The organism is Haloarcula taiwanensis (assembly GCA_002844335.1).
In the GTDB taxonomy this organism is placed as follows: domain Archaea; phylum Halobacteriota; class Halobacteria; order Halobacteriales; family Haloarculaceae; genus Haloarcula; species Haloarcula taiwanensis.
On the sequence record CP019154.1, the window covers coordinates 2,706,736 to 2,725,206 of the forward strand.

18 protein-coding genes and 1 tRNA gene are annotated in these 18,471 nt (G+C 63.5%); 6 read left to right on the forward strand and 13 right to left on the reverse strand.

The genetic code is table 11. From position 1 onward, the window contains the following. Positions 1-140: 140 nt before the first annotated feature. Entirely contained in the window at positions 141-521 is a 381-nt protein-coding gene (locus BVU17_13780; protein ID AUG48543.1) for a hypothetical protein, read from the forward strand. 39 nt (positions 522-560) lie between these two features. Beyond that, entirely contained in the window at positions 561-923 is a 363-nt protein-coding gene (locus tag BVU17_13785; GenBank protein ID AUG48544.1) for a hypothetical protein, read from the forward strand. 211 nt (positions 924-1,134) lie between these two features. Here BVU17_13785 and BVU17_13790 read toward each other — a convergent pair whose 3' ends face one another. The 9 genes from BVU17_13790 to BVU17_13830 form a co-directional block, all read right to left on the reverse strand. Beyond that, entirely contained in the window at positions 1,135-2,751 is a 1,617-nt protein-coding gene (locus BVU17_13790; GenBank protein AUG48545.1) for a MarR family transcriptional regulator, read from the reverse strand. A gap of 142 nt (positions 2,752-2,893) precedes the next feature. Next, complete coding sequence (locus BVU17_13795) at positions 2,894-3,091, reverse strand: RNA polymerase subunit sigma-24 (GenBank protein AUG48546.1); 198 nt, start codon at positions 3,089-3,091, stop codon at positions 2,894-2,896. Beyond that, positions 3,088-3,351, reverse strand: a complete 264-nt coding sequence (locus BVU17_13800) for a hypothetical protein (protein AUG48547.1) — start codon at positions 3,349-3,351, stop codon at positions 3,088-3,090. Before BVU17_13800 ends, BVU17_13795 begins: the two co-directional genes overlap by 4 nt. A 191-nt stretch (positions 3,352-3,542) precedes the next feature. Continuing rightward, positions 3,543-3,614 (reverse strand) — tRNA-Ala (locus BVU17_13805). Between the two features lie 141 nt (positions 3,615-3,755). Next, positions 3,756-4,067, reverse strand: coding sequence for a 30S ribosomal protein S10 (locus tag BVU17_13810; GenBank protein AUG48548.1), 312 nt, complete (start codon positions 4,065-4,067; stop codon positions 3,756-3,758). Positions 4,068-4,070: 3 nt separating this feature from the next. Further along, on the reverse strand, positions 4,071-5,336 hold the full coding sequence (locus BVU17_13815) for a translation elongation factor EF-1 subunit alpha (GenBank protein AUG48549.1): 1,266 nt from the start codon (positions 5,334-5,336) through the stop codon (positions 4,071-4,073). A gap of 272 nt (positions 5,337-5,608) precedes the next feature. Beyond that, positions 5,609-6,553, reverse strand: a complete 945-nt coding sequence (locus tag BVU17_13820) for a homoserine dehydrogenase (protein ID AUG48550.1) — start codon at positions 6,551-6,553, stop codon at positions 5,609-5,611. Further along, the gene (locus tag BVU17_13825) at positions 6,550-7,083 is read right to left on the reverse strand and encodes an amino acid-binding protein (protein ID AUG48551.1); all 534 of its coding nucleotides are present in this window, start codon (positions 7,081-7,083) and stop codon (positions 6,550-6,552) included. The genes BVU17_13820 and BVU17_13825 overlap by 4 nt, the downstream gene beginning before the upstream one ends. Before the next feature lie 79 nt (positions 7,084-7,162). Continuing rightward, complete coding sequence (locus tag BVU17_13830; protein AUG48552.1) at positions 7,163-7,384, reverse strand: hypothetical protein; 222 nt, start codon at positions 7,382-7,384, stop codon at positions 7,163-7,165. 145 nt (positions 7,385-7,529) lie between these two features. Between BVU17_13830 and BVU17_13835 the strand changes: the two genes are divergently transcribed. Next, entirely contained in the window at positions 7,530-8,582 is a 1,053-nt protein-coding gene (locus BVU17_13835; protein ID AUG48917.1) for a peptidase, read from the forward strand. A gap of 170 nt (positions 8,583-8,752) precedes the next feature. On the opposite strand, the gene BVU17_13840 is transcribed toward BVU17_13835, so the two are convergent. After that, positions 8,753-10,939, reverse strand: a complete 2,187-nt coding sequence (locus tag BVU17_13840; GenBank protein AUG48553.1) for an elongation factor EF-2 — start codon at positions 10,937-10,939, stop codon at positions 8,753-8,755. Between the two features lie 203 nt (positions 10,940-11,142). On the opposite strand from BVU17_13840, the gene BVU17_13845 reads away from it, so the two are divergent. The 3 genes from BVU17_13845 (at position 11,143) to BVU17_13855 (ending at position 16,443) form a co-directional block, all read left to right on the forward strand. Further along, on the forward strand, positions 11,143-12,336 hold the full coding sequence (locus BVU17_13845; protein AUG48554.1) for a cystathionine gamma-synthase: 1,194 nt from the start codon (positions 11,143-11,145) through the stop codon (positions 12,334-12,336). A gap of 66 nt (positions 12,337-12,402) precedes the next feature. Continuing rightward, positions 12,403-13,197, forward strand: a complete 795-nt coding sequence (locus tag BVU17_13850; GenBank protein ID AUG48555.1) for a hypothetical protein — start codon at positions 12,403-12,405, stop codon at positions 13,195-13,197. A 150-nt stretch (positions 13,198-13,347) separates the two neighbouring features. Continuing rightward, positions 13,348-16,443 (forward strand): hybrid sensor histidine kinase/response regulator, encoded by a 3,096-nt coding sequence (locus tag BVU17_13855; protein AUG48556.1) that lies wholly within the window; start codon positions 13,348-13,350, stop codon positions 16,441-16,443. 19 nt (positions 16,444-16,462) lie between these two features. Here the strand turns inward: BVU17_13855 and BVU17_13860 are convergent, their stop codons facing one another. The 3 genes from BVU17_13860 to BVU17_13870 are packed head-to-tail and all read right to left on the reverse strand — an operon-like array spanning position 16,463 to position 18,449. Next, on the reverse strand, positions 16,463-17,173 hold the full coding sequence (locus BVU17_13860; protein AUG48557.1) for a cobalt ABC transporter permease: 711 nt from the start codon (positions 17,171-17,173) through the stop codon (positions 16,463-16,465). After that, on the reverse strand, positions 17,167-17,871 hold the full coding sequence (locus tag BVU17_13865) for an ABC transporter ATP-binding protein (GenBank protein AUG48558.1): 705 nt from the start codon (positions 17,869-17,871) through the stop codon (positions 17,167-17,169). The genes BVU17_13860 and BVU17_13865 overlap by 7 nt, the downstream gene beginning before the upstream one ends. After that, a complete protein-coding gene (locus BVU17_13870) occupies positions 17,868-18,449 on the reverse strand; it encodes a BioY family transporter (protein AUG48559.1) in 582 nt (193 codons plus the stop codon). The genes BVU17_13865 and BVU17_13870 overlap by 4 nt, the downstream gene beginning before the upstream one ends. Positions 18,450-18,471 lie beyond the last annotated feature (22 nt).

Consider the following 18,471-nt stretch of genomic DNA (forward strand, 5'->3'; position numbering starts at 1 on the left):
CCCAACAACAATCAACCCCCCGGCGCAGCCTTGGTATTGGCCCATGGCGTGCGCTCGCGGTGCGAGCACGCGCGAGCCATGGGCAGCGGCCGCGAACAGCCCAGAGGAGTATCTATATATGACGCACGCGAGGTGCGCGAATGAGTCGGAGTCACAAGGCGAATCACTATGGCACGCTCGTCGAGCGGAAAGCCGCTGAGCGATATGACCTCAATCTCGATAGGTGCAGCTGGCACGACGCGAAGCGGCTCGATGGAACGCCTGTTGAAATCAAGGCCGCAATGCACCGGCATTCTGACGGTCAGCCGGGGACGTTTAAGCTATACGATCAGTACCACGAGAAGCTACGCGCCGCGAACGGGTGGTATGTGTTCGGTGTGTATCGCGTTCGTGGTCGAGGCGTAGAGATACTGGAGTGGGAGATGCGACACTCCTCACGTTTGCCAACTCTCGACTGGCACGGAGGGGGGAGGCATAGGGATGCATTTCAAGCGAAATTAGCTCTCAGAGAGCTATTCTGACGGCGACCGTTTATGTGCTTGTGAATTTCAATTTGTTATATGTACAGTCCAAGTATAGCACAGATACAGTATGATCTGGTGATTGGTCTGATAGCAGGGTTTGCAGGAGGTTATGCCAGTTCGCTCTCTGCAACGATCACAGTAAGGATAAGCGATCGGTTGCGCTCTCTGATCAGATCTACGAATTCTGTTCAAAAGGTCGGACTATTCATTGGTGCTATTGGGGTTGTTACCACACTCAGCTTGATTCTCCCCATAATGATGGATGTATTGATAAATATGCGCGACCCGATTGTTGAAATAAGAAAATCGGTACAAGATAATTTTCTTATAAATGCAGTAGCCATTCTGAGTCTGTGGGTTGGGTACCAGCTGTATAGTGAGTTCGGCAGTCGCGACTGAGACCGTGCGGTGTATTTTGATGAAGTGGCCTTAGCCACACCTCTAAACGGAATCACAACCCCCCGGGTTTGATTCCGTTCGGGCGACGGCCGAGCTATGGGCTCGGTCAAGCCTCGATCACGCCGGCGGCCATGCCGGTCAGGGAGAAAATCGGCAAAACAAGCGGTGTTTTCGGGGTGCTGGACAGTGATGCCTCTCAGCAGGCGGGCCGCTACCCGGTGGCGAGCCAGCGCCAGGCCGTCCCTCGCGAGCCGTCCGCGAGCTGGACCTGGGCCTGCCGGTAGCGTTCTTCTGGCATTCCCGCGTCTTTCCACACCCGGAAGCCTTCGCGAATCGCTTTCCCGTGCTTCTCGATCTCTCCGAACCGCAGGGTCATCTGTGCCTCTCGGGCGTCCTTTACATCGATACCATGGCGGGCTGCCCATGCGATGAACGCGCTCATCGTATTCTCCAGCCCACGCTCGGCAGCTTCCGCGGCCTTCGCCGCGGTGTCAACAGCTCGCCGGGTGGCTTCACGCGCCTCGTCGACGGCCGCGTGAACCATCTCCGCGACGTACTCCGACCGGAGCGACACGTCGGCATAGTCCGATATCACCAAGTCTTCCATCTCTCGAAGCGCTCGACGGACACTCTCGACATGACGGCTGTACTCGTCGGCTATATCCGCCGGAGCAACCTGCCCGCCGTCTGCCACCAACATCTCCAGGGCTTCCCACTGCACCGGCGAGAGCCCGTCTGAGAGATGGCGCACGACGACACTCTCCTGCTTCTGCTCGACTCGCGTCAGATCCAAGCCCACCGGTTCGGGGCCGGAGTGGTCTACCTCCGGCTCGAAGTACGAATCTTCGACAAATGGGCCGGAACCAGATGGTGCGATGTCGATACCCGCATCGGCCAGTACCGACAGCACAGTCTGGTCTAACTCCCGTTCCAGCGTCTCCAAGTCGCGCCACCGGACAGTTTCGTCATCATCCAGCAGCGAGGCCTGCAGAGACGAGCCGACTTTCGGGTGGGATAGCGGATGGTCGTCGGGCACAGACAGCGCCTCGCGGGCGTAGTAGTGCTTCACCTCCTTGGGGAGGTGGTGGTCGGGGAACGCCTCTCGAATCCGCTTCGGGCCGAGTGTGGCCGTGTGGTAGTATCCTAGCAGGTTCCGCCCGCGCTCGTCGTCATCGTTCTGGACGATCTTCCGATAGCCACGGCGATCTGACTCCAGGAGGTGACCCATCGCCGCAATCGGCCCATCGCGAGCGTGGACCGGCCCGCTGGCGTCGCGATGAACCCGGGCGTACTTCTCGGCGTCCTGAACGTTGCTGTAGGGATGTGGCTCCTCGAAGTACCGACCGGTGACGCCGATCTCGATGGCAGCCCGCTGCAGTAGCTCGGGATATCGGTGGAACTCGATATTCGATCCCTTCACACGGACGTTCACACCTTCGCCGAAGCCGTCCGGAACGGGAATCTCGATACGGCTGCCGTCGTCACGCTCACCCTGCATCCCGGGCCAGCGTGGGGCAACATGGGCTACGAAATCCTGCTGTCCGACCGAATCCTCCTCGGGATGACGGGCAACCTTTAGCCGGTACTCGCGCATGGTCTGCAGCTGCCAGTCCGTTCCCTGTGGCGTCCGCTCGCCGGGGTGAACGATATTGCTGTCCTGGTAGGAGAGACGAACGACCCACCGCTCGCCGTCCTGCAAGAACTCGCCGCTCTTTGACCCCTCACCAGCCTTGACCTCACTGTCCAGTGCAAAAAACGGCGCAAGGCCGTCGCTATTGAACAGGAGATTGGCGTGGAGTTCGTGAGGGGCCAGCCCTATCGTTCGCATCGCCCCCCGTCAGTCTCGACGGCGGCCACCGCCCGCTCGACCTCGGCTTGACTCTTTGCGAGAGGTTGGAAGTTTGTCCAGTCGAACTGAAGGGGTTCGCCTGCTTCTACGTCATATAATTCCGAAGCACGAACGAACCCAGTCACGCCGGAACCACCTCCAGTTTCTCGCGAGCACGGCCAAGGAGGTTGCCCACAGTACCGGGTGAACGGCCAGTCTTCCGGGCGTACTCCCGTGGCCCATACTGGCCCATGCCCACAGCCTCGTACACCTCTCGCTCGGCGTCAGTCAGTGGCGACAGGTCCGGTTCGTAATCGAACAGCGAAGACTGCGGAGTCACAGACTCTCACCCCCGTCAGTCCGGGCTTCCACTCGACCGCCCTGATTCCGCTGTGGCTGGTCTTCTGGGTCGGGGTAGTCGAGTTCTTTCCCAGCTGCGGTGCCCCGCGAGATACGGGGCATACAGTCACACGCCGGACAGCGGTGAGCGATATCATCGCCGTCGCCGAACGTCCGCCGGAAGTCACGCGAAACGTGTGCCCCGCAGTGCTGGCAGTTCGACTTCTCGATAGTTGCGTTCTCGACAAGTCGGTTACTCAAGAGAAACCACCCCCGTTCGGGAAACGGCCAAATCCTTCGCAAAATCGCAAGACTGCACCTCAGATAATTCGTAACCGTTCGTGGTTCGATTTGACTTCGACTTTATACGCAGATGGGTCTGCGAGTAAGATTCAGATAGAAGGGCGTAGCTGACGCTTTTCGGGATAGTTCGCCAGAACGAAGTAACGCTATGGACTCGCCGGGATTTGAACCCGGGGCCTCTTCCTTGCGAAGGAAGCGATCTGCCACTGATCTACGAGCCCGCGTAGTCTGCCACTCGAACGCGGAGTTATAAAAACCCTGCGCGTGAGAGCGGCCTTCGATAGCGATTCACACTGTCCCGGCCAGCGGTTCGGACGGGCGTACACAACGACGCTGTCGCAAAGCGACAGTTTCCCCGAGGCTCAGTCCTCGAGGACGATCTCGATGGAGACGTCGTTGGGAACCTGGATGCGCATCAGCTGGCGCAGTGCCCGTTCGTCGGCGTCGATATCGATGAGCCGCTTGTGGACGCGCATCTCCCAGTGTTCCCACGTCGCAGTCCCCTCACCGTCGGGGGACTTGCGGGTGGGAACCTCAAGCGTCTTGGTGGGGAGCGGAACCGGACCGGAGAGTTCGACACCGGTCTTGTTCGCTATCTCCCGCACGTCGGCGCAGATGTCGTCGAGGTCCTCGGGGCTTGTGCCCGCGAGCCGAACGCGTGCCTGCTGGGACATACGTTATCGCTCGTTGACGCTGAGGACTTTGCCGGCGGCGATGGTCTGACCCATGTCGCGGATGGCGAACGAGCCGAGCTCCGGAATCTCGGAGGACGGCTCGATGCTGAGCGGCTTCTGTGGGCGGACCGTCACGACGGCAGCGTCCCCGTTCTGGATGAAGTCGGGGTTCTCCTCGGCAACCTCACCGGAGGACGGGTCGATCTTCTTGTCGATGGATTCGACAGTACAGGCGACCTGTGCCGTGTGGGCGTGGAAGACCGGGGTGTACCCTTCCGTGATGACGCTCGGGTGCTGCATCACGACGATCTGGGCCTGGAAGGTCTCGGCGACCGATGGCGGGTCGTCGGCCGGACCACAGACGTCACCGCGTCGGATGTCGTCCTTGCCGACGCCGCGGACGTTGAACCCGACGTTGTCACCGGGCTCGGCCTTCGGGACTTCCTCGTGGTGCATCTCGACGGTCTTGACTTCGCCGGAGACGTCGGACGGCTGGAAGCTGACGTTGTCGCCCGTGTTCAGGATACCCGTCTCGACACGGCCAACCGGGACCGTACCGATACCGGAGATGGTGTAGACGTCCTGAATCGGCAGTCGGAGCGGCGCGTCCGTCGGCGGCTCCGGTGCCGGCAGTTCGTTGAGCGCTTCGAGCAGGATTTCGCCGTCGTACCAGCCCGTGTGCTCGGACTCGTCGGCGATGTTGTCGCCTTCGAACGCGGAGACCGGAATGAACTTGGCGTTCTCGGAGTCGAAGCGGACCTGGGTGAGGAGGTCCTTGACCTCTTCGACGACCTGCTTGTACTCGGACTCGCCGTAGTCGACGAGGTCCATCTTGTTGACGGCGACGATGAGTTCACCGATGCCCAGGGTGCGGGCCAGGAACACGTGCTCCTGAGTCTGCGGCTGAACGCCGTCGTCGGCGGCGACGACTAGGACGGCGTTGTCGGCCTGGGACGCGCCGGTAATCATGTTCTTCACGAAGTCGCGGTGCCCGGGACAATCCACGATGGTGAAGTCGTAGGCGTCGGTGCTGAACTCCTGGTGGGCGATGTCGATGGTGACACCACGCTCACGCTCTTCGGCGAGGTTGTCCATGACGTAGGCGAACTCGAAGCCGCCCTTGCCTTTCTCCTCGGCTTCTTCCTTGTGCTGTTCGATGACGTGCTCCGGTACCGATCCTGTCTCGTACAGGAGTCGGCCGACGAGCGTGCTCTTCCCGTGGTCGACGTGGCCGATGATGGCCAGGTTCTGGTGTTGTTCGTCGCTCATTGTTATCTCTCACGCGCAGAGGCGCTGTATCGGGTTTATTAGCTGGTGGTTCATAAAACGATTTCGAAAGCGTGTAAGCGTCAGGCCGTCGCTTTCTTGCGATTCGCCACGACATGGCATGGTAGTGTGGCACCCGATAGCTTGGTCAGGAAGACGCTGATACCGACAGTCACAGCCAGGATAGTGTTGTTTCGAGTGACAAACAGACAGGTGGCTGTGACAGACAGTGAATACAGAAACGGTGTGGCTGCGGTAGAAACCTTGCTGTCCCGTTATAGTCGGCCGATATCTGCGAGTACCGCGCTCGCCGTCTCTGGGCCGCCGGCACCGCGACCAGAGATGTTGAGCTGGCCGGCGTGTTCGGTCTCCAGTTGGGCGATGTTCCGGGTCCCGGAGACGGCAAGCGGCGCGTTGTCCGGAACGAGTCGCGGGCCGACACGGACAGACCCCTCGACGACCTCGGCGACGAGTCGGACGGTCCGGCCGTCCGCCCGGGCGAGTTCGAGGGCGCTGCCGGAGATGTCCTGAATTCCTTCTACCGCAGCGTCATCGAGCGTGTACTCCGTCTCGTCGTCAGCGAGGACGTTCGCGATGATGACACCTTTCAGCGCTGCGTCGGTCCCGTCCACGTCAAAGGTCGGGTCGGCTTCGGCGACGCCCAGGTCCTGTGCTTCCGCGAGGACGTGTTCGTAATCCAGCCCTTCGGTCGCCATCCGCGAGAGGATGAAGTTCGCGGTGCCGTTGAGCACCCCGCGGACGGCGGTGATATGGCTCGGGTCGAAGTCGTTGATAGTCGAGAGGACCGGCATCGCGCCACCGACGGTGGCCTCAAACAGCACGGACCCCTCGCTTTCCCGTTCCAGCGCGCGAACGTCCGCGTATCGTTCGGCGACCGGGCCTTTGTTCGCCAGCACGGCGTGGCGGTCACGTTCGAGTGCGGCCCGCACGTGGCCGAATCCCGGCTCAGCGTCGCCAAGCGTTGTCGGCGTCGCCTCGACGAGCACGTCGTACTCGGCCGAGAGCGCGGCCTCAGGTGCGTCGGTTCCAACGACGCCGTCGGCCCGCTTCCGGTCGAGCGCTTCAGCAGTGTCGATACCGGTGCTGTCGATGACGGCGCTGCTGGAATCAGCGAAGGCAGTGACGGAGTGGCCGTGGTCGGCCGCCAGTTCGACGACAGCGGAGCCGACTGCACCGGCCCCGATGACGGCGAGTCTCATGCCTCACCTCCCGCAGCGAGTGGCTCAATGACGTGGAGTCCCTTCTCGTTTGCGACAGCACGAATAGCGGACATCGTCTCGTTGACCGCCCCTTCCTCCGTTGCCAGTCGGATGCGAGCACTGGAAGCATCGTCCGTGCCCTCCGGTGCCGACAGCGAGAGGTCGGTTACGGTCGCGTCCGTGGATTCGTGAATCCGCGAGAGCGTGTCAGAGAGATCAGTGTTGACGAGGTGGCCGGTGAGAATGATCGTCAACGCCTCGCTGTACTGCTCTGCCCCGGCCTGGATGACGTTGATGCCCGCGTCCCGGAGTGCGTCGACGATCCCGTCGAACCGTTCGGGGGTCGCCTCCAGGTCGACCTCCACGGGGATGTGGCCCCGCGGGGTCACGTTCCCCCGCTCGTGGAAGATAGAGAGGAGGTTCCCGCCGTTGTTGGCGATGGGCTCGAGCGCCCGCAGCAGTTCGCCCGGTTCGTCGACCAGTTCCAGCCGAACTGTGTAGGACCGTACCTCGTCGGTCGAGTCGCTCATCGCCCGCTCACCTCCTGGATGTCTCGGCTCATTGTGGATGACTCAGCAGGGGCACGTATAAGAAACCGTTCGTTTGGTCTCACGGGAGATAGCGGTCATACAGGTCATCGATCCACTCGTTGTACGCCTCGCCGCGGGTCGATCCCCAGGGATTGCGAGAGAAGTAGTACATCGCCGCGAACATCCCCGCGAGCGTCAGTGCCAGCCCCGTCGGCAGGACGTAACTCCAGATGAACGTTGACGTGCCGGCGATGACAGCAGCGACGAGGAGGTCCACAATTTGATGCAGCCGGTCGCTCATACCCTGCCGTTCGGTGCCGGGCGACCTAAGCGTGGGGCCTCGACGTGACAGGTGCTGACAGGGGAACGCTACGTTTTTTGCGCGATGGCGAAGCATGTCGTACGTGTACGCCCTCCAGTCACCTCCGATAGCGGTAGGTACGGCGGTGGTCCTCGCCGTCATCCTCGCCATCGCCGGCCTCGCCCTCGGCGCACTCGGTAGCGCAGTCGTACAGCGGCTCTCGAACCCTGTCGCCAGGTACCGGCAGTTGTACCTCGGGGTCCTGCTCCCGTTCGCCCTGCTGTCGTACGTCCTCTTTCGGCTACTCGGATTCGGCTACGCAGTGGTCGGCGGCGGGGGCGGAACGGTCGGAACACTGCTGGCGATGTTCGCGGAACTACTCGTCGCCGGCGGTATCGGACTCGCCGCCTATGCGCCGACCGTTCGGGGCGTCCGCAGGGTCCGTGACATCAACCTCTCGACCGGCCGGGCGCTCGTCCGGATGGGGCGGTACGTCTTCGGGCTGTCGGTTTTCGTGACGGTCGTCATCGCGCCGCTGGAAACCGGTCTGTCGCCGGTCGTCCTGCTGGCCGTCGTCGCCGCGCTCGTCGTTGCCCTGCAGGCCGCGGCCCCCTGGATTATCCCGGTCGTTCGGTCGGTCCGGACGCCGGACGAATCGACCGAAGCGACGCTGAATCGGCTCGGGGAGCGCACGGGACTGACCGTCCGTGACATCCGGATACTCGACACCGACCGCGAGGGGACGGCGAACGCGACCGTCCGCGGCGTCCCCGGATACCGCCGCCTGTTCGTGACGAGCACGTTCCTCGACGCGCTCGACGACGAGACGGCGACGGCCCTGCTCGCGGTCCAGGCCGGGCGACAGCAGGCCCGAGTGCTGGCCCGAGTCGTCGGCGGCCTGCTGCTCGCACTGGTCCCGCTGTTCGTGGCGCTGGCCGATATCGGCCCGTTGTGGCCGCTTGCCGGCGTGAGCCTCGGCCTCGCCCTGGGCAGCCTGTGGGCCACGCGCCGCGGCGTCCGGGCAGCCGACGACTACGCGGCCGACCGCCTCGGCCCGGACGCTGTCGCCGACGCACTCGAACGGTACGCCGCCGTCCACGACATGGAGCCATCGAGGCGACGGTTCGCCAACCCGTTCTCGAAGTCGCCGCCGCTGGGGAACCGAATCGACCGCCTGCGAGCACGGGCGGGAGAGTGAACGCAGTTCAGTAGCAGAACGAAGGGCGGTGAAAGCGCGGGACGGCATACCGCGCGCCAACGGCGCGCGGTTTCCCGCGAATCGCTTCGCGATTCGCGCCTTTTTCGCCCACGTTTTTGCGCGGGGGTTGAGGGCGCGTAGCGCCCGAACCCCCCGTCGAAAAAGGTGGTCTAGAAGTAGTCGATAGCCGGGTTCAGTTCCTGCTTCATGCCCTTGCGCTCTCGGATTTCGCTGATCTTGTCAGGCTGGAGGTTGTCGGCAAGGACCTGGAAGCCGGCGTTCTCGGTGTTCCAGGAGGCACGGCCCTCGGTGGCCGAGCGGATGTCGGAGGAGAACCCGATCATCTCGTCGACGGGCGCGACGCCCTCGACGACCATCAGGTCGCCTTCCTGGTACATGTCGTCGACGCGGCCACGTCGGCCCTGAATCTCGCCGCTTGCGGCACCCATGTGGTCGTTGGGCACGTCGATGCGGACCTGCTGAATCGGCTCCAGCAGCTTGATCTGCGCGTCGATGAGCGCGTTGTGGACTGCCTCGCGGACGGCCGGGATGACCTGGGCCGGACCGCGGTGGATGGCGTCCTCGTGGAGTCGGGCGTCGTGGAGACGGAGCAAGGAGCCCTGGACCGGCTCGGACGCGAGCGGGCCGTCGTCGAGCGCTTCTTCGAGGCCCTCGATGACGAGCTCCATCGTCTCGTTGAGGTGCTGGATACCCTTCGTCTCGTCGAGGAGGATGTTGGTCCCGTGGATGTGCTCGATGTTCTGGGAGTCGTCCTTGTCCATGCCGGCCTCCTGCAGCGCTTCACGGCGCTCCAGTTCGGGCATGTCCATCGACGCTTCGCCCATCTTGATCGTCTCGACGATATCGTCGCCGAGCGGCTCGACGGAGATGTAGAAGCGGTTGTGGCGGTTCGGCGAGATGCCCTCGACCTCGCGGCTCTCGCCCTGCGGGGCCTCGCGGTAGACGACAATCGGCTCACCAGTGTTGATCGGGATGCCCTGGTTGCGCTCGATACGCTGGCCGATGACTTCCAGGTGGAGTTCACCCTGCCCGGAGATGAGGTGCTCGCCGGTGTCCTCGTTGATTTCGACCTGGATGGTCGGGTCTTCCTTGGCGACCTGCTGGAGCGTCTCGATGAGCTTCGGCAGGTCATCCATGTTCTGTGCCTCGACGGACTTTGTGATAACTGGCTCCGAGATGTGCTCGATAGACTCGAAGGGGGTCATCTCGACGCTGGAGACCGTGGAGCCGGCGATGGCGTCCTTGAGCCCCGTGACAGCGGCGATGTTACCAGCGGGAACGCGTTCGACCTCCTCGCGCTCGCCACCCATGTAGATGCCGACGCTCTGGATGCGGTTCTTGCCCGCGGTCCCGGAGACGTACAGCTCCTGGCCCTTCTCCAGCGTGCCGGAGAAGACACGGCCGGCGGCAATCTCGCCAGCGTGAGGGTCGACACCGATGTCAGTGACCATCAGGACGACTTCGCCGTCCTCGTTGACCAGCCGCATGTCCTCGGCGAGTTCGGACTCGGCGTCGCCGCGCCAGATACGCGGGACACGGCGGGGCTGGGCGTCGACGGGGTTCGGGAAGTGCTCACACACCATGTCCAGAACCACGTCAGACAGCGGCGTACGCTCGTGGAGTTCCTGGCGCTTGTCGTTGCGCTCAAGTTCCATGATTTCGCCGAAGTCCATGCCGGTCCGCTGCATCGACGGCATCGAGACACCCCACTTGTACAGCGCGGAGCCGAAGCCGACGGTCCCTTCCTCGACGGAGACTGTCCAGTCCTCGATGTCGTCCATCTCCTCGGTCATGCCGCGGATGAGGTCGTTGACGTCCTGGATGACCGCGAGCAGGCGCTCCTGCATCTCTTCGGGGCCTTCCTGGAGCTCGGAGATGAGGCGGTCGACCTTGTTGATGAACAGCGTCGGCTTGACGCCCTCGCGGAGCGCCTGCCGGAGCACCGTCTCGGTCTGTGGCATCGCGCCCTCGACGGCGTCGACGACCACCAGCGCGCCGTCGACGGCACGCATCGCGCGGGTCACGTCGCCACCGAAGTCGACGTGGCCGGGGGTGTCGATGAGGTTGATGAGGTGGTTCTGGTCCTCGTACTCGTGGGTCATCGAAACGTTGGCCGCGTCGATGGTGATCCCGCGTTCCTGTTCGTCTTCCTCGGTGTCCATCGCCAGCTGTTCGCCGGCGGTGTCGTCGGAAATCATGCCGGCACCGGCCAGCAGATTGTCCGTCAGCGTCGTCTTTCCGTGATCGACGTGAGCAGCGATGGCGATGTTCCGGATGTGCTCCGGATCGTCCATCAGTGTCTCACATTCTTGGACGATTTTCTTACGTCGGCCCATTATACAGCTTTCTATCAACAGCAGGGTCAAAAGGATAGTGTTTCACTACGGCCGTGACCGCTCGAAATCCGGCCGTTCGCGTGGCATGGTCTGGCATTCCGCTCGGCCGGTAGTCGGGAGCGTATGCTCTGCGATTATAATTATTTGCATACGGATGAGTAATGATTGCAAAGGTATTAGCGCCAGCCAGCGGACGGGAGCGTATGACTCGGCGTCCACACCTCGACACGATCGCAGTCGGTACCGAGACGGCGTCAGCAGCGGGGGATGTCACGCTCCCGATACACCTCTCTTCGACCTACGAACTGGCTGGCCTCGACACGGATCTGTCTCTAGAGGACATCGACCCCGGTAACGGAGAGTTCCTCTACTCGCGGCTGTCAAACCCGACCCGACACGGCCTCGAACAGGAGTTAGCCGCGCTCGAAGGCGGAGAGCGGGCCTATGCCTTCAGCTCTGGGACGGCGGCCGTTGCGACAGCGGTACTCTCACTGGTCGAACCGGGCGACCACGTCGTTGCATTTGATGACCTGTACGCGGGCACGCGACGGATGTTCGAAACGCTGTTCCGGGACCAGCTTGGCGTTGACGTGGAGTTCGTCGACGCGACTGATGCCGACGCTGTCGCGGCCGCGATGACGCCGGAAACGGAGTTAGTCTGGGTCGAGACCCCGACGAACCCGCGTATCAAGCTGTGTGACATCGACGCGATTGCGGCCGTCGCCGCCGACTACGACGCGACGGTCGGCGTCGACAACACCTTCGCGAGTCCGTACTTCCAGCAGCCGCTGTCGCTCGGTGCGGACCTCGTGGTCCACAGCACAACGAAGTACCTCAACGGCCACAGCGATGCCGTCGGCGGCGCGCTGATTACCGACGACCCCGAGGTGGCCGAACGAGTGGAGTTCCGCCAGCAGATTGCACTCGGGAACATGCTCGCCCCGTTCGACAGCTATCTCATCTCGCGAGGAATCAAGACGCTGGGCGTCCGAATGGCTCGTCACGAGAGCAATGCCATGGCCCTCGCGCAGTACCTTGACGACCACGAGCGCGTCGAAACGGTCCACTATCCCGGACTTGAGAGTCACCCACAGCATGAACTGGCTCGCGAGCAGATGCAGGGCTTTGGCGGCGTACTCTCGTTCGAACTGGCCGGAGATATGGCCGACGCCAAGCGCTTTCTCGAAGCATTAGAGACGGTGACGCTGGCAGTCAGCCTCGGCGGCGTCGAGAGCCTGGCGGAACTTCCGGCGGCGATGACCCACGAACCACTCTCACCGGCGGCACGGGACGAACTGGGCATCTCTGATACGCTCATCCGCCTTTCCGTCGGTATCGAAGATGTCGAAGACCTCAGGGCCGATCTGGAACGCGGTTTCGCGGGGCTTGAGTACTGAGCGCTGCGTGCGAACGCTGCCCCCACCCGTGCATTAATAGCGCTGCGCCCCGTGGCATAGTGACACATGGACGTGCACGTGCAGGGTGGGCCGGCCGAACCGTTTCTCGGAGCGAAGGACCTCTTCTCGACGGAACACGACCTGAAACGACCAGTGACTGTCCGGGTCCGAGAGGACCCCGATGAGCGCACCCGCGTTAGCCACAGCGACGACGCCCACCGGCTAACAATCTCCCGCCAAGCCGCCACGAGCGCAATGGCCCGCGAACTGGCGTTACACGAGTACGCGCATATGCACCACCACGAACGCGGACATCCGTCACACACCCAGTCGACACGGGAAGCCATCTATCTCGCGCTGGCGGGGCGTTCGGTCGAACAGCGAAAACTCACGCACTGTTACCAGATCGCCAACCACATGAAAGACGTCTACGCCGACGATATCTGGATGCCGGTGGTGCCCGGAGACAAGCTGGTGCCGTTTCTGGAAGCCAGTCTCGCGGCTGCCGTCGCAGACCGACCCGGTGACCCACCGACATGGGACCGCTCGACATCGTCGACCCGGGTTCGACAGCCGGGTGAACCGGCCGCGCGGCTGACGCCGGCTGCAGACCCGGATATCACGGCCGTCAACGCAGCGTTCGCTCTTGCGCTGTGTGAACGCCACAATCTGGTCGAGACAGACCACCGGCTGTACGACCTCGCGCATGCCGCGGCACAGGACGCCGAATCGGTCGACCTTGCGGAGTTCAAGCGCCACTTCGCAGCACTCTCGCCCGAACCGGACGAGTCCGAGTTCCGGAAGGCGCTCGTCGACGTGACTCGCGCATACGCCGGTGGCGGCGGCCGCGCGGCGGATTGAAACCACCTGTCCCGGGCAACCGATCCAACGGCGGTCGGCAGTACCACACGTTCGGTAAGGTCTCATCGACATTGGCTGCCGGTTCGGTCATACGCGAACGCGAGCTAACTGCCAGAACTGTTTTTGCGTGGACCTGTGAACTAGTTGACTATGACTGAGGCGCTCCGCGGCCGGCACCCGGGCCGGGAAACCGATGTCGTCGGCGACCGGATTCGGGTGTTACACATCGACGACGACCCCGACTTCGTGGCTGTCGCAGCGGATTCCCTAGAGGCCGCGGATGACCGGATCTCCGTCGAAACCGCGACCAGCGCACGGGACGGACTCGACCGACTCGCGGAAAACGGGTTCGACGCTGTCGTCTCCGACTACGATATGCCGAGGATGAACGGCATCGAACTGCTCGATGCGATTCGGGAGACGAACCCAGATCTGCCGTTCATTCTGTTCACCGGGAAAGGGAGCGAAGAGGTAGCCAGCGAGGCGATCTCGATGGGCGTTACCGACTATCTGCAGAAGTCGTTCGGCGTCGAGGTGTACGAACTGCTGGCCAACCGCATCGAAAACGCGGTCTCCGAGTACCGCGCGAAGCGACAGGCCGCCGAGTCAGAGCGCCGCGTCCGAGAACTCACGGAAGCAACCAACGATATCCTCTGGGAGTTTACCGCCGACTTGAGCGAGGTCCTTGTTATCAACTCCGCCTACGAGGACATCTGGGGGCGGTCAGTGACCAAGCTCCGTGACAACCCGTACGACTTCCTGAATGGGATCCACCCTGAGGACCGCGAGCGGATGAAAGACGCGATGCAGTGCCTCATCAACGGCGAGTCGGCCGATGTCGAATGCCGCGTCAACGAAGCGGAGGAGTACCAGCGCTGGGTCTGGATACAGGGTGAGCCGATCACCAACGACGCCGGTGAGATAGTTCGCGTGGCCGGCTTCGCTCGTGATATCACCGAGCGGCGGAACCGCGAGCGTGAACTCGAAGCCACAAAGAACCAGCTCGCGGAGCACAACCAGACGCTCCGGACGCTCTACGAGATCAGCGCCGACCCCGACGCTACCCTCGATGAGAAGATCCAGGCGGTTCTGGACCTGGGCCGGGAGCGCCTCGGGACCGCCGGCGCGTTCCTGTCTTCGAACGATACTGACCGCAACGAGTTCACCATCCGCTATGCGAGCGGGAGTGACGAGCGGCTCAAACCGGGAACAGTCACGCCGCTGTCGGAGTCGTACTACCGGAAGATGGCCGACACAGAGGGCATCATGGCAATCGCAGAAGCGTCCGAGGAGGGCTGGGTGTCCGACCCGGCATACGAGCGCTGGGAGTTCGAGACGTACATCAGCGGCGAGGTCCGTGTCTATGACACGTATTCGGGGACGCTCTGTTTCGTCGACCGATCGCCCCGCGAGACACCCTTCACCGAGGATGAGAAGACGTTCGTTCATCTCGCGGCGCAGTGGGTGAGCTACGAACTCGAACGGCAGCAACGCGAGGAGCGCCTCGAACGGTACAAGAAGTACACCGACGACATGCTGGATGCTATCGACGACGTGTTCTACGTCCTCGACAGCGACGGCCACTTCCGGCGCTGGAACGAGAGTCTGCTCAACGTGACCGGCTACTCGGCCGCGGAAGTAGCCGGGGCCCACGGAGCCGATTTCTTCCCGGAAGAGCATCGAGATGTTGTTCTAGCCGCGATCGAATCGGTGTTCGAGGGAGACACCACCCGCGTGGAGGTCCCGTTTATTACTAAATCCGGAGACCGGATTCCCTACGAGTTCACAGCAACCCGCGTCGAGGACCCCGACGGAAATCCGATGCTGGCCGGCATCGGCCGGGACATTACCGACCGAAAAGCACGCGAGCAGGAGCTTACGCGGACGAAGGAGCTCCTCGACCAGGCACAACGGATTGCAAGCGTCGGCGGCTGGGAGGTAGACGTGACAACCGATCCGCCGGCGATGACAGTGACACGCGAGTTCTACCGGATACACGAACTGCCTCCGGACGACGAACTGACCCTCGAATCCATCATCGACCTGTACCACACCGATGACAGAGACACTATCAGGGCGGAGTTCCAGCGGGCGATAGAAACGGCCGAGGGGTACGATATGGAGGTGCGTACAGGCGACGACGACAACTACCGGTGGGTCCGCGCGCTGTGTGAGCCAGTCACCGAGAACGGCGACGTTGTCAAGCTCCGGGGCTCGGTCCAGGACATCACCGACCGAAAACTGCGGGAGCGCGAACTGGAGGAGGCGCGCGAGCGGATGGAGATCGCGCTAGAAACCACCAATGCGGTCGTCTGGGACCGCGAGTTCGAGTCCGGCGACCTGGCGTACTACCCCGGGTCGGAGACGCTGTATGGTACTGACATCGAGTCGCTGGACGAGTTTCTACCGATGGTCCACCCAGAGGACCAGGCGGACGTGGCGGCCCGCATCGAATCGGCAACCGAGACCGGCATGTACGAAGCCGAGTTCCGAATCGTCCGTGAGGGTGAGATTCGGTGGATGGAAGCAAAGGGCCGCGTCGAATCCGACGGCGACGGGACGCCGGTCCGGGCAATCGGTATCGACCGAGACATCACCGAGCGCAAGCGCCGCGAGCAGGAACTGGAGGAGACGAACGAACGCCTCGAAGAGTTCACTAGCATCGTCAGCCACGACCTCAGGAACCCACTCTCCGTCGCCGAGGGCCGAATCGAACTGGCCCGGCAAGAGGACAGCAGCGAACACCTCGACAGCGCCAGCGACGCGCTCGCGCGGATGCGGACACTCATTGACGACCTGCTCGCGGCCGCACGCGACGAGCAGTCGGTTGATGCCGACGTCGTGGCGCTTGCGGACACGGCCGAGCAGTGCTGGCACAACGTCGAAACCGGCGGCGCTGAACTTACTGTCGAGGCCGACGCTGTCATTCGTGCCGACGGAAGCCGACTGGAACAACTGCTCGAAAACCTGTTCAGCAACAGTGTCGAACACGGCGGCGATGACGTGACAGTCACCATCGGAGGGCTTGAGAACGGCTTCTACGTCGAGGACGACGGCGATGGTATCGACGAGGAAAACCGATCGCGCGTGTTCGAGACGGGCTACTCGACATCGGACGACGGCACTGGCTTCGGGCTCTGGATCGTCGCGGAGATCGCCGACGCCCACGACTGGACGGTGACCATCGACGAGGGGAGCGAGGGCGGCGCACGGTTCGAGATTACCGGTGTCGATATCGTGGAGTGAAAGCACGTATATCAAACCGCTACACCGGGGCGAGCGGCGACACCGCCAGCGCGATACCGATGGCGAGCACCGGGTAGTCACGACGGTCGAAGGAAAGCGGCGGAAGCGTCGGGTTCCACGCGAAACAACGGGCCCGGAGGGCGACTGAGAGCCGGTCCGAGCGGTCGAGCGTGCGTTCCAGCGACCGGACAGCGAGCAGCCGAGCGCGGTCCCGTAACGGGCGGGCCTCGCCGCCACGAGCGTGTATGGCGTCCCGGACTTCCCGCACGTCAGCGAGCACCAGCGGGAACAACCGGACGACGAGCGCCATCCCGATGCCGAGAATCTGGCCGGGCTTGCCGGGAATCAGTCGCTGGACCGCCGCCCGGGTGTCCCGGACCGGCGTCGACGTGAGGTAGGCGGCGCTGACGAGCAACACCGGGAGAATACGCCCGACGTGCAACGCCGAGCGCAGCGCCGGGTCGACCCGAAACCACGGCGGGCCGAGCGCCACGCCAGCGATGAACGGGGCCAGCGCCAACACGAGAAGGACGACCCGATACGAGCGCAGGACGGCCAGTGGCGAGAGCTGGGCCGCCGCGAGCGTACACAGCGCGAACGCGGTCGTCCCGACGAGCCACGGGAGGGTGGGGTGCGAGACCGCGGCGATGGCGAGCCCGAACTGGACCAGCAGCTTCGACCGCGGGTCCAGCCGATGCGCAAACGTCGAGCCGGGTCGGTAGCTCAACATCGCGGGTCTCTGATGCCGAGGTCCGGGAGGCTGTCGAGCGCTTCGGCTGGCGGCACATCGAGAACGACCCGCCCCTCGTGTAACGCGACGAGGCGGTCGGCCCGCTCGTATAGGTCCCGGAGGTCGTGCGTGACAACGATGATACCCGTCCCATCGGCGGCCAGCGCGTCAAGGTGGTCCAGCACTGAGTCTCTGGCCGGCCAGTCTAACCCGACGAGCGGTTCGTCGAGCACAAGATAGTCCGGTTCCATGGCGAGTGCCCCGGCGATAGCGACGCGGGCCTGCTCGCCGCCCGAGAGAGCGTCGATGCGGCTCTCGGCGGCAGCACCGAGGTCGACAGCGTCGAGCGCCCTGTCGACCCGGCGGTCAATCTCTTCCCTGTCGAGCCCGAGGTTCTCCGGGCCGAAGGCCACGTCAGCCGCCACGGTCGCGGCGACAAACTGGTCGCGGGGATGCTGGAACACCATCCCGATACGCGTCCGGGCGACGACGGGGTCGTCCGTCACGTCGGTCCCGTCGACAGTGACCGCTCCGGCGTCGGGCGTCAGCAGCGCGTTGAAATGTCGGACGAGCGTCGTCTTGCCGCTCCCGTTCGGTCCGACGAGCAGACAGTACTGACCGTCGGGTATCGACAGCGTGAGCCCGTCGAGGACATCGACATCGCCGTACCGGTAGCGCAGGTCGCTGACCTCGATCATCGACCGGCGAGGTACCCGCCCTGCACGACGCCGACCGCGATACCGAGCTTCAGGAGGTCAAGCGGGATGTACGGAGCCATCACGGCCGCAGCGCGGGCGAACGGCAGCCCGGTGACCACCGCCAGCCACGGGACGCCGATAGCGTAGACGACAGCGACCGCCGCGGTGAGGGCGACGACCTGCACCGGGACAGAGAGATCAGCGACCGGTTTCGGTGCTATGCTCCGGTGTGCAATAGCGCCGGCGACGACCGCACCGACGAGGAAGCCGACGAGGAAGCCGCCGGTCCCCTGCCCGGCAATGACATAGCCCAGCCCCGCGTTCGCGTTCGAGAACACCGGTGCGCCGGCGATACCAACAAGGACGTACAACAGCAGGGCAACGCCGCCCCACAGCGGCCCCAGCAGGAGGCCGGCGAAGAACATTCCGAAGGGCTGCAGCGAGAACGGCGGCAGCGCCCCCGGAAGCGGGATCGATATCTGTGCAAGCGCTGCGGTTAGCGCCGCGAGCAGCACCGCCTTCGTGAACAAGCCCACAGTCTCGTCGTCGACGAGGTCGACGGATTGCTCTGTTGCCATGGGTCTCCCTCTCTCGTCAACC

Bases quoted from the DNA above. Each gene is read 5' to 3' on its own strand.
- BVU17_13850 (AUG48555.1), top strand. From the start codon at position 12,403: ATGGACGTGCACGTGCAGGGTGGGCCGGCCGAACCGTTTCTCGGAGCG.
- BVU17_13840 (AUG48553.1), bottom strand. From the start codon at position 10,939: ATGGGCCGACGTAAGAAAATCGTCCAAGAATGTGAGACACTGATGGAC.
- BVU17_13860 (AUG48557.1), bottom strand. From the start codon at position 17,173: ATGTTGAGCTACCGACCCGGCTCGACGTTTGCGCATCGGCTGGACCCG.
- BVU17_13810 (AUG48548.1), bottom strand. From the start codon at position 4,067: ATGTCCCAGCAGGCACGCGTTCGGCTCGCGGGCACAAGCCCCGAGGAC.
- BVU17_13845 (AUG48554.1), top strand. From the start codon at position 11,143: ATGACTCGGCGTCCACACCTCGACACGATCGCAGTCGGTACCGAGACG.
- BVU17_13785 (AUG48544.1), top strand. From the start codon at position 561: ATGTACAGTCCAAGTATAGCACAGATACAGTATGATCTGGTGATTGGT.
- BVU17_13855 (AUG48556.1), top strand. From the start codon at position 13,348: ATGACTGAGGCGCTCCGCGGCCGGCACCCGGGCCGGGAAACCGATGTC.
- BVU17_13830 (AUG48552.1), bottom strand. From the start codon at position 7,384: ATGAGCGACCGGCTGCATCAAATTGTGGACCTCCTCGTCGCTGCTGTC.
- BVU17_13865 (AUG48558.1), bottom strand. From the start codon at position 17,871: ATGATCGAGGTCAGCGACCTGCGCTACCGGTACGGCGATGTCGATGTC.
- BVU17_13820 (AUG48550.1), bottom strand. From the start codon at position 6,553: ATGAGACTCGCCGTCATCGGGGCCGGTGCAGTCGGCTCCGCTGTCGTC.
- BVU17_13815 (AUG48549.1), bottom strand. From the start codon at position 5,336: ATGAGCGACGAACAACACCAGAACCTGGCCATCATCGGCCACGTCGAC.
- BVU17_13780 (AUG48543.1), top strand. From the start codon at position 141: ATGAGTCGGAGTCACAAGGCGAATCACTATGGCACGCTCGTCGAGCGG.
- BVU17_13790 (AUG48545.1), bottom strand. From the start codon at position 2,751: ATGCGAACGATAGGGCTGGCCCCTCACGAACTCCACGCCAATCTCCTG.
- BVU17_13825 (AUG48551.1), bottom strand. From the start codon at position 7,083: ATGAGCGACTCGACCGACGAGGTACGGTCCTACACAGTTCGGCTGGAA.
- BVU17_13870 (AUG48559.1), bottom strand. From the start codon at position 18,449: ATGGCAACAGAGCAATCCGTCGACCTCGTCGACGACGAGACTGTGGGC.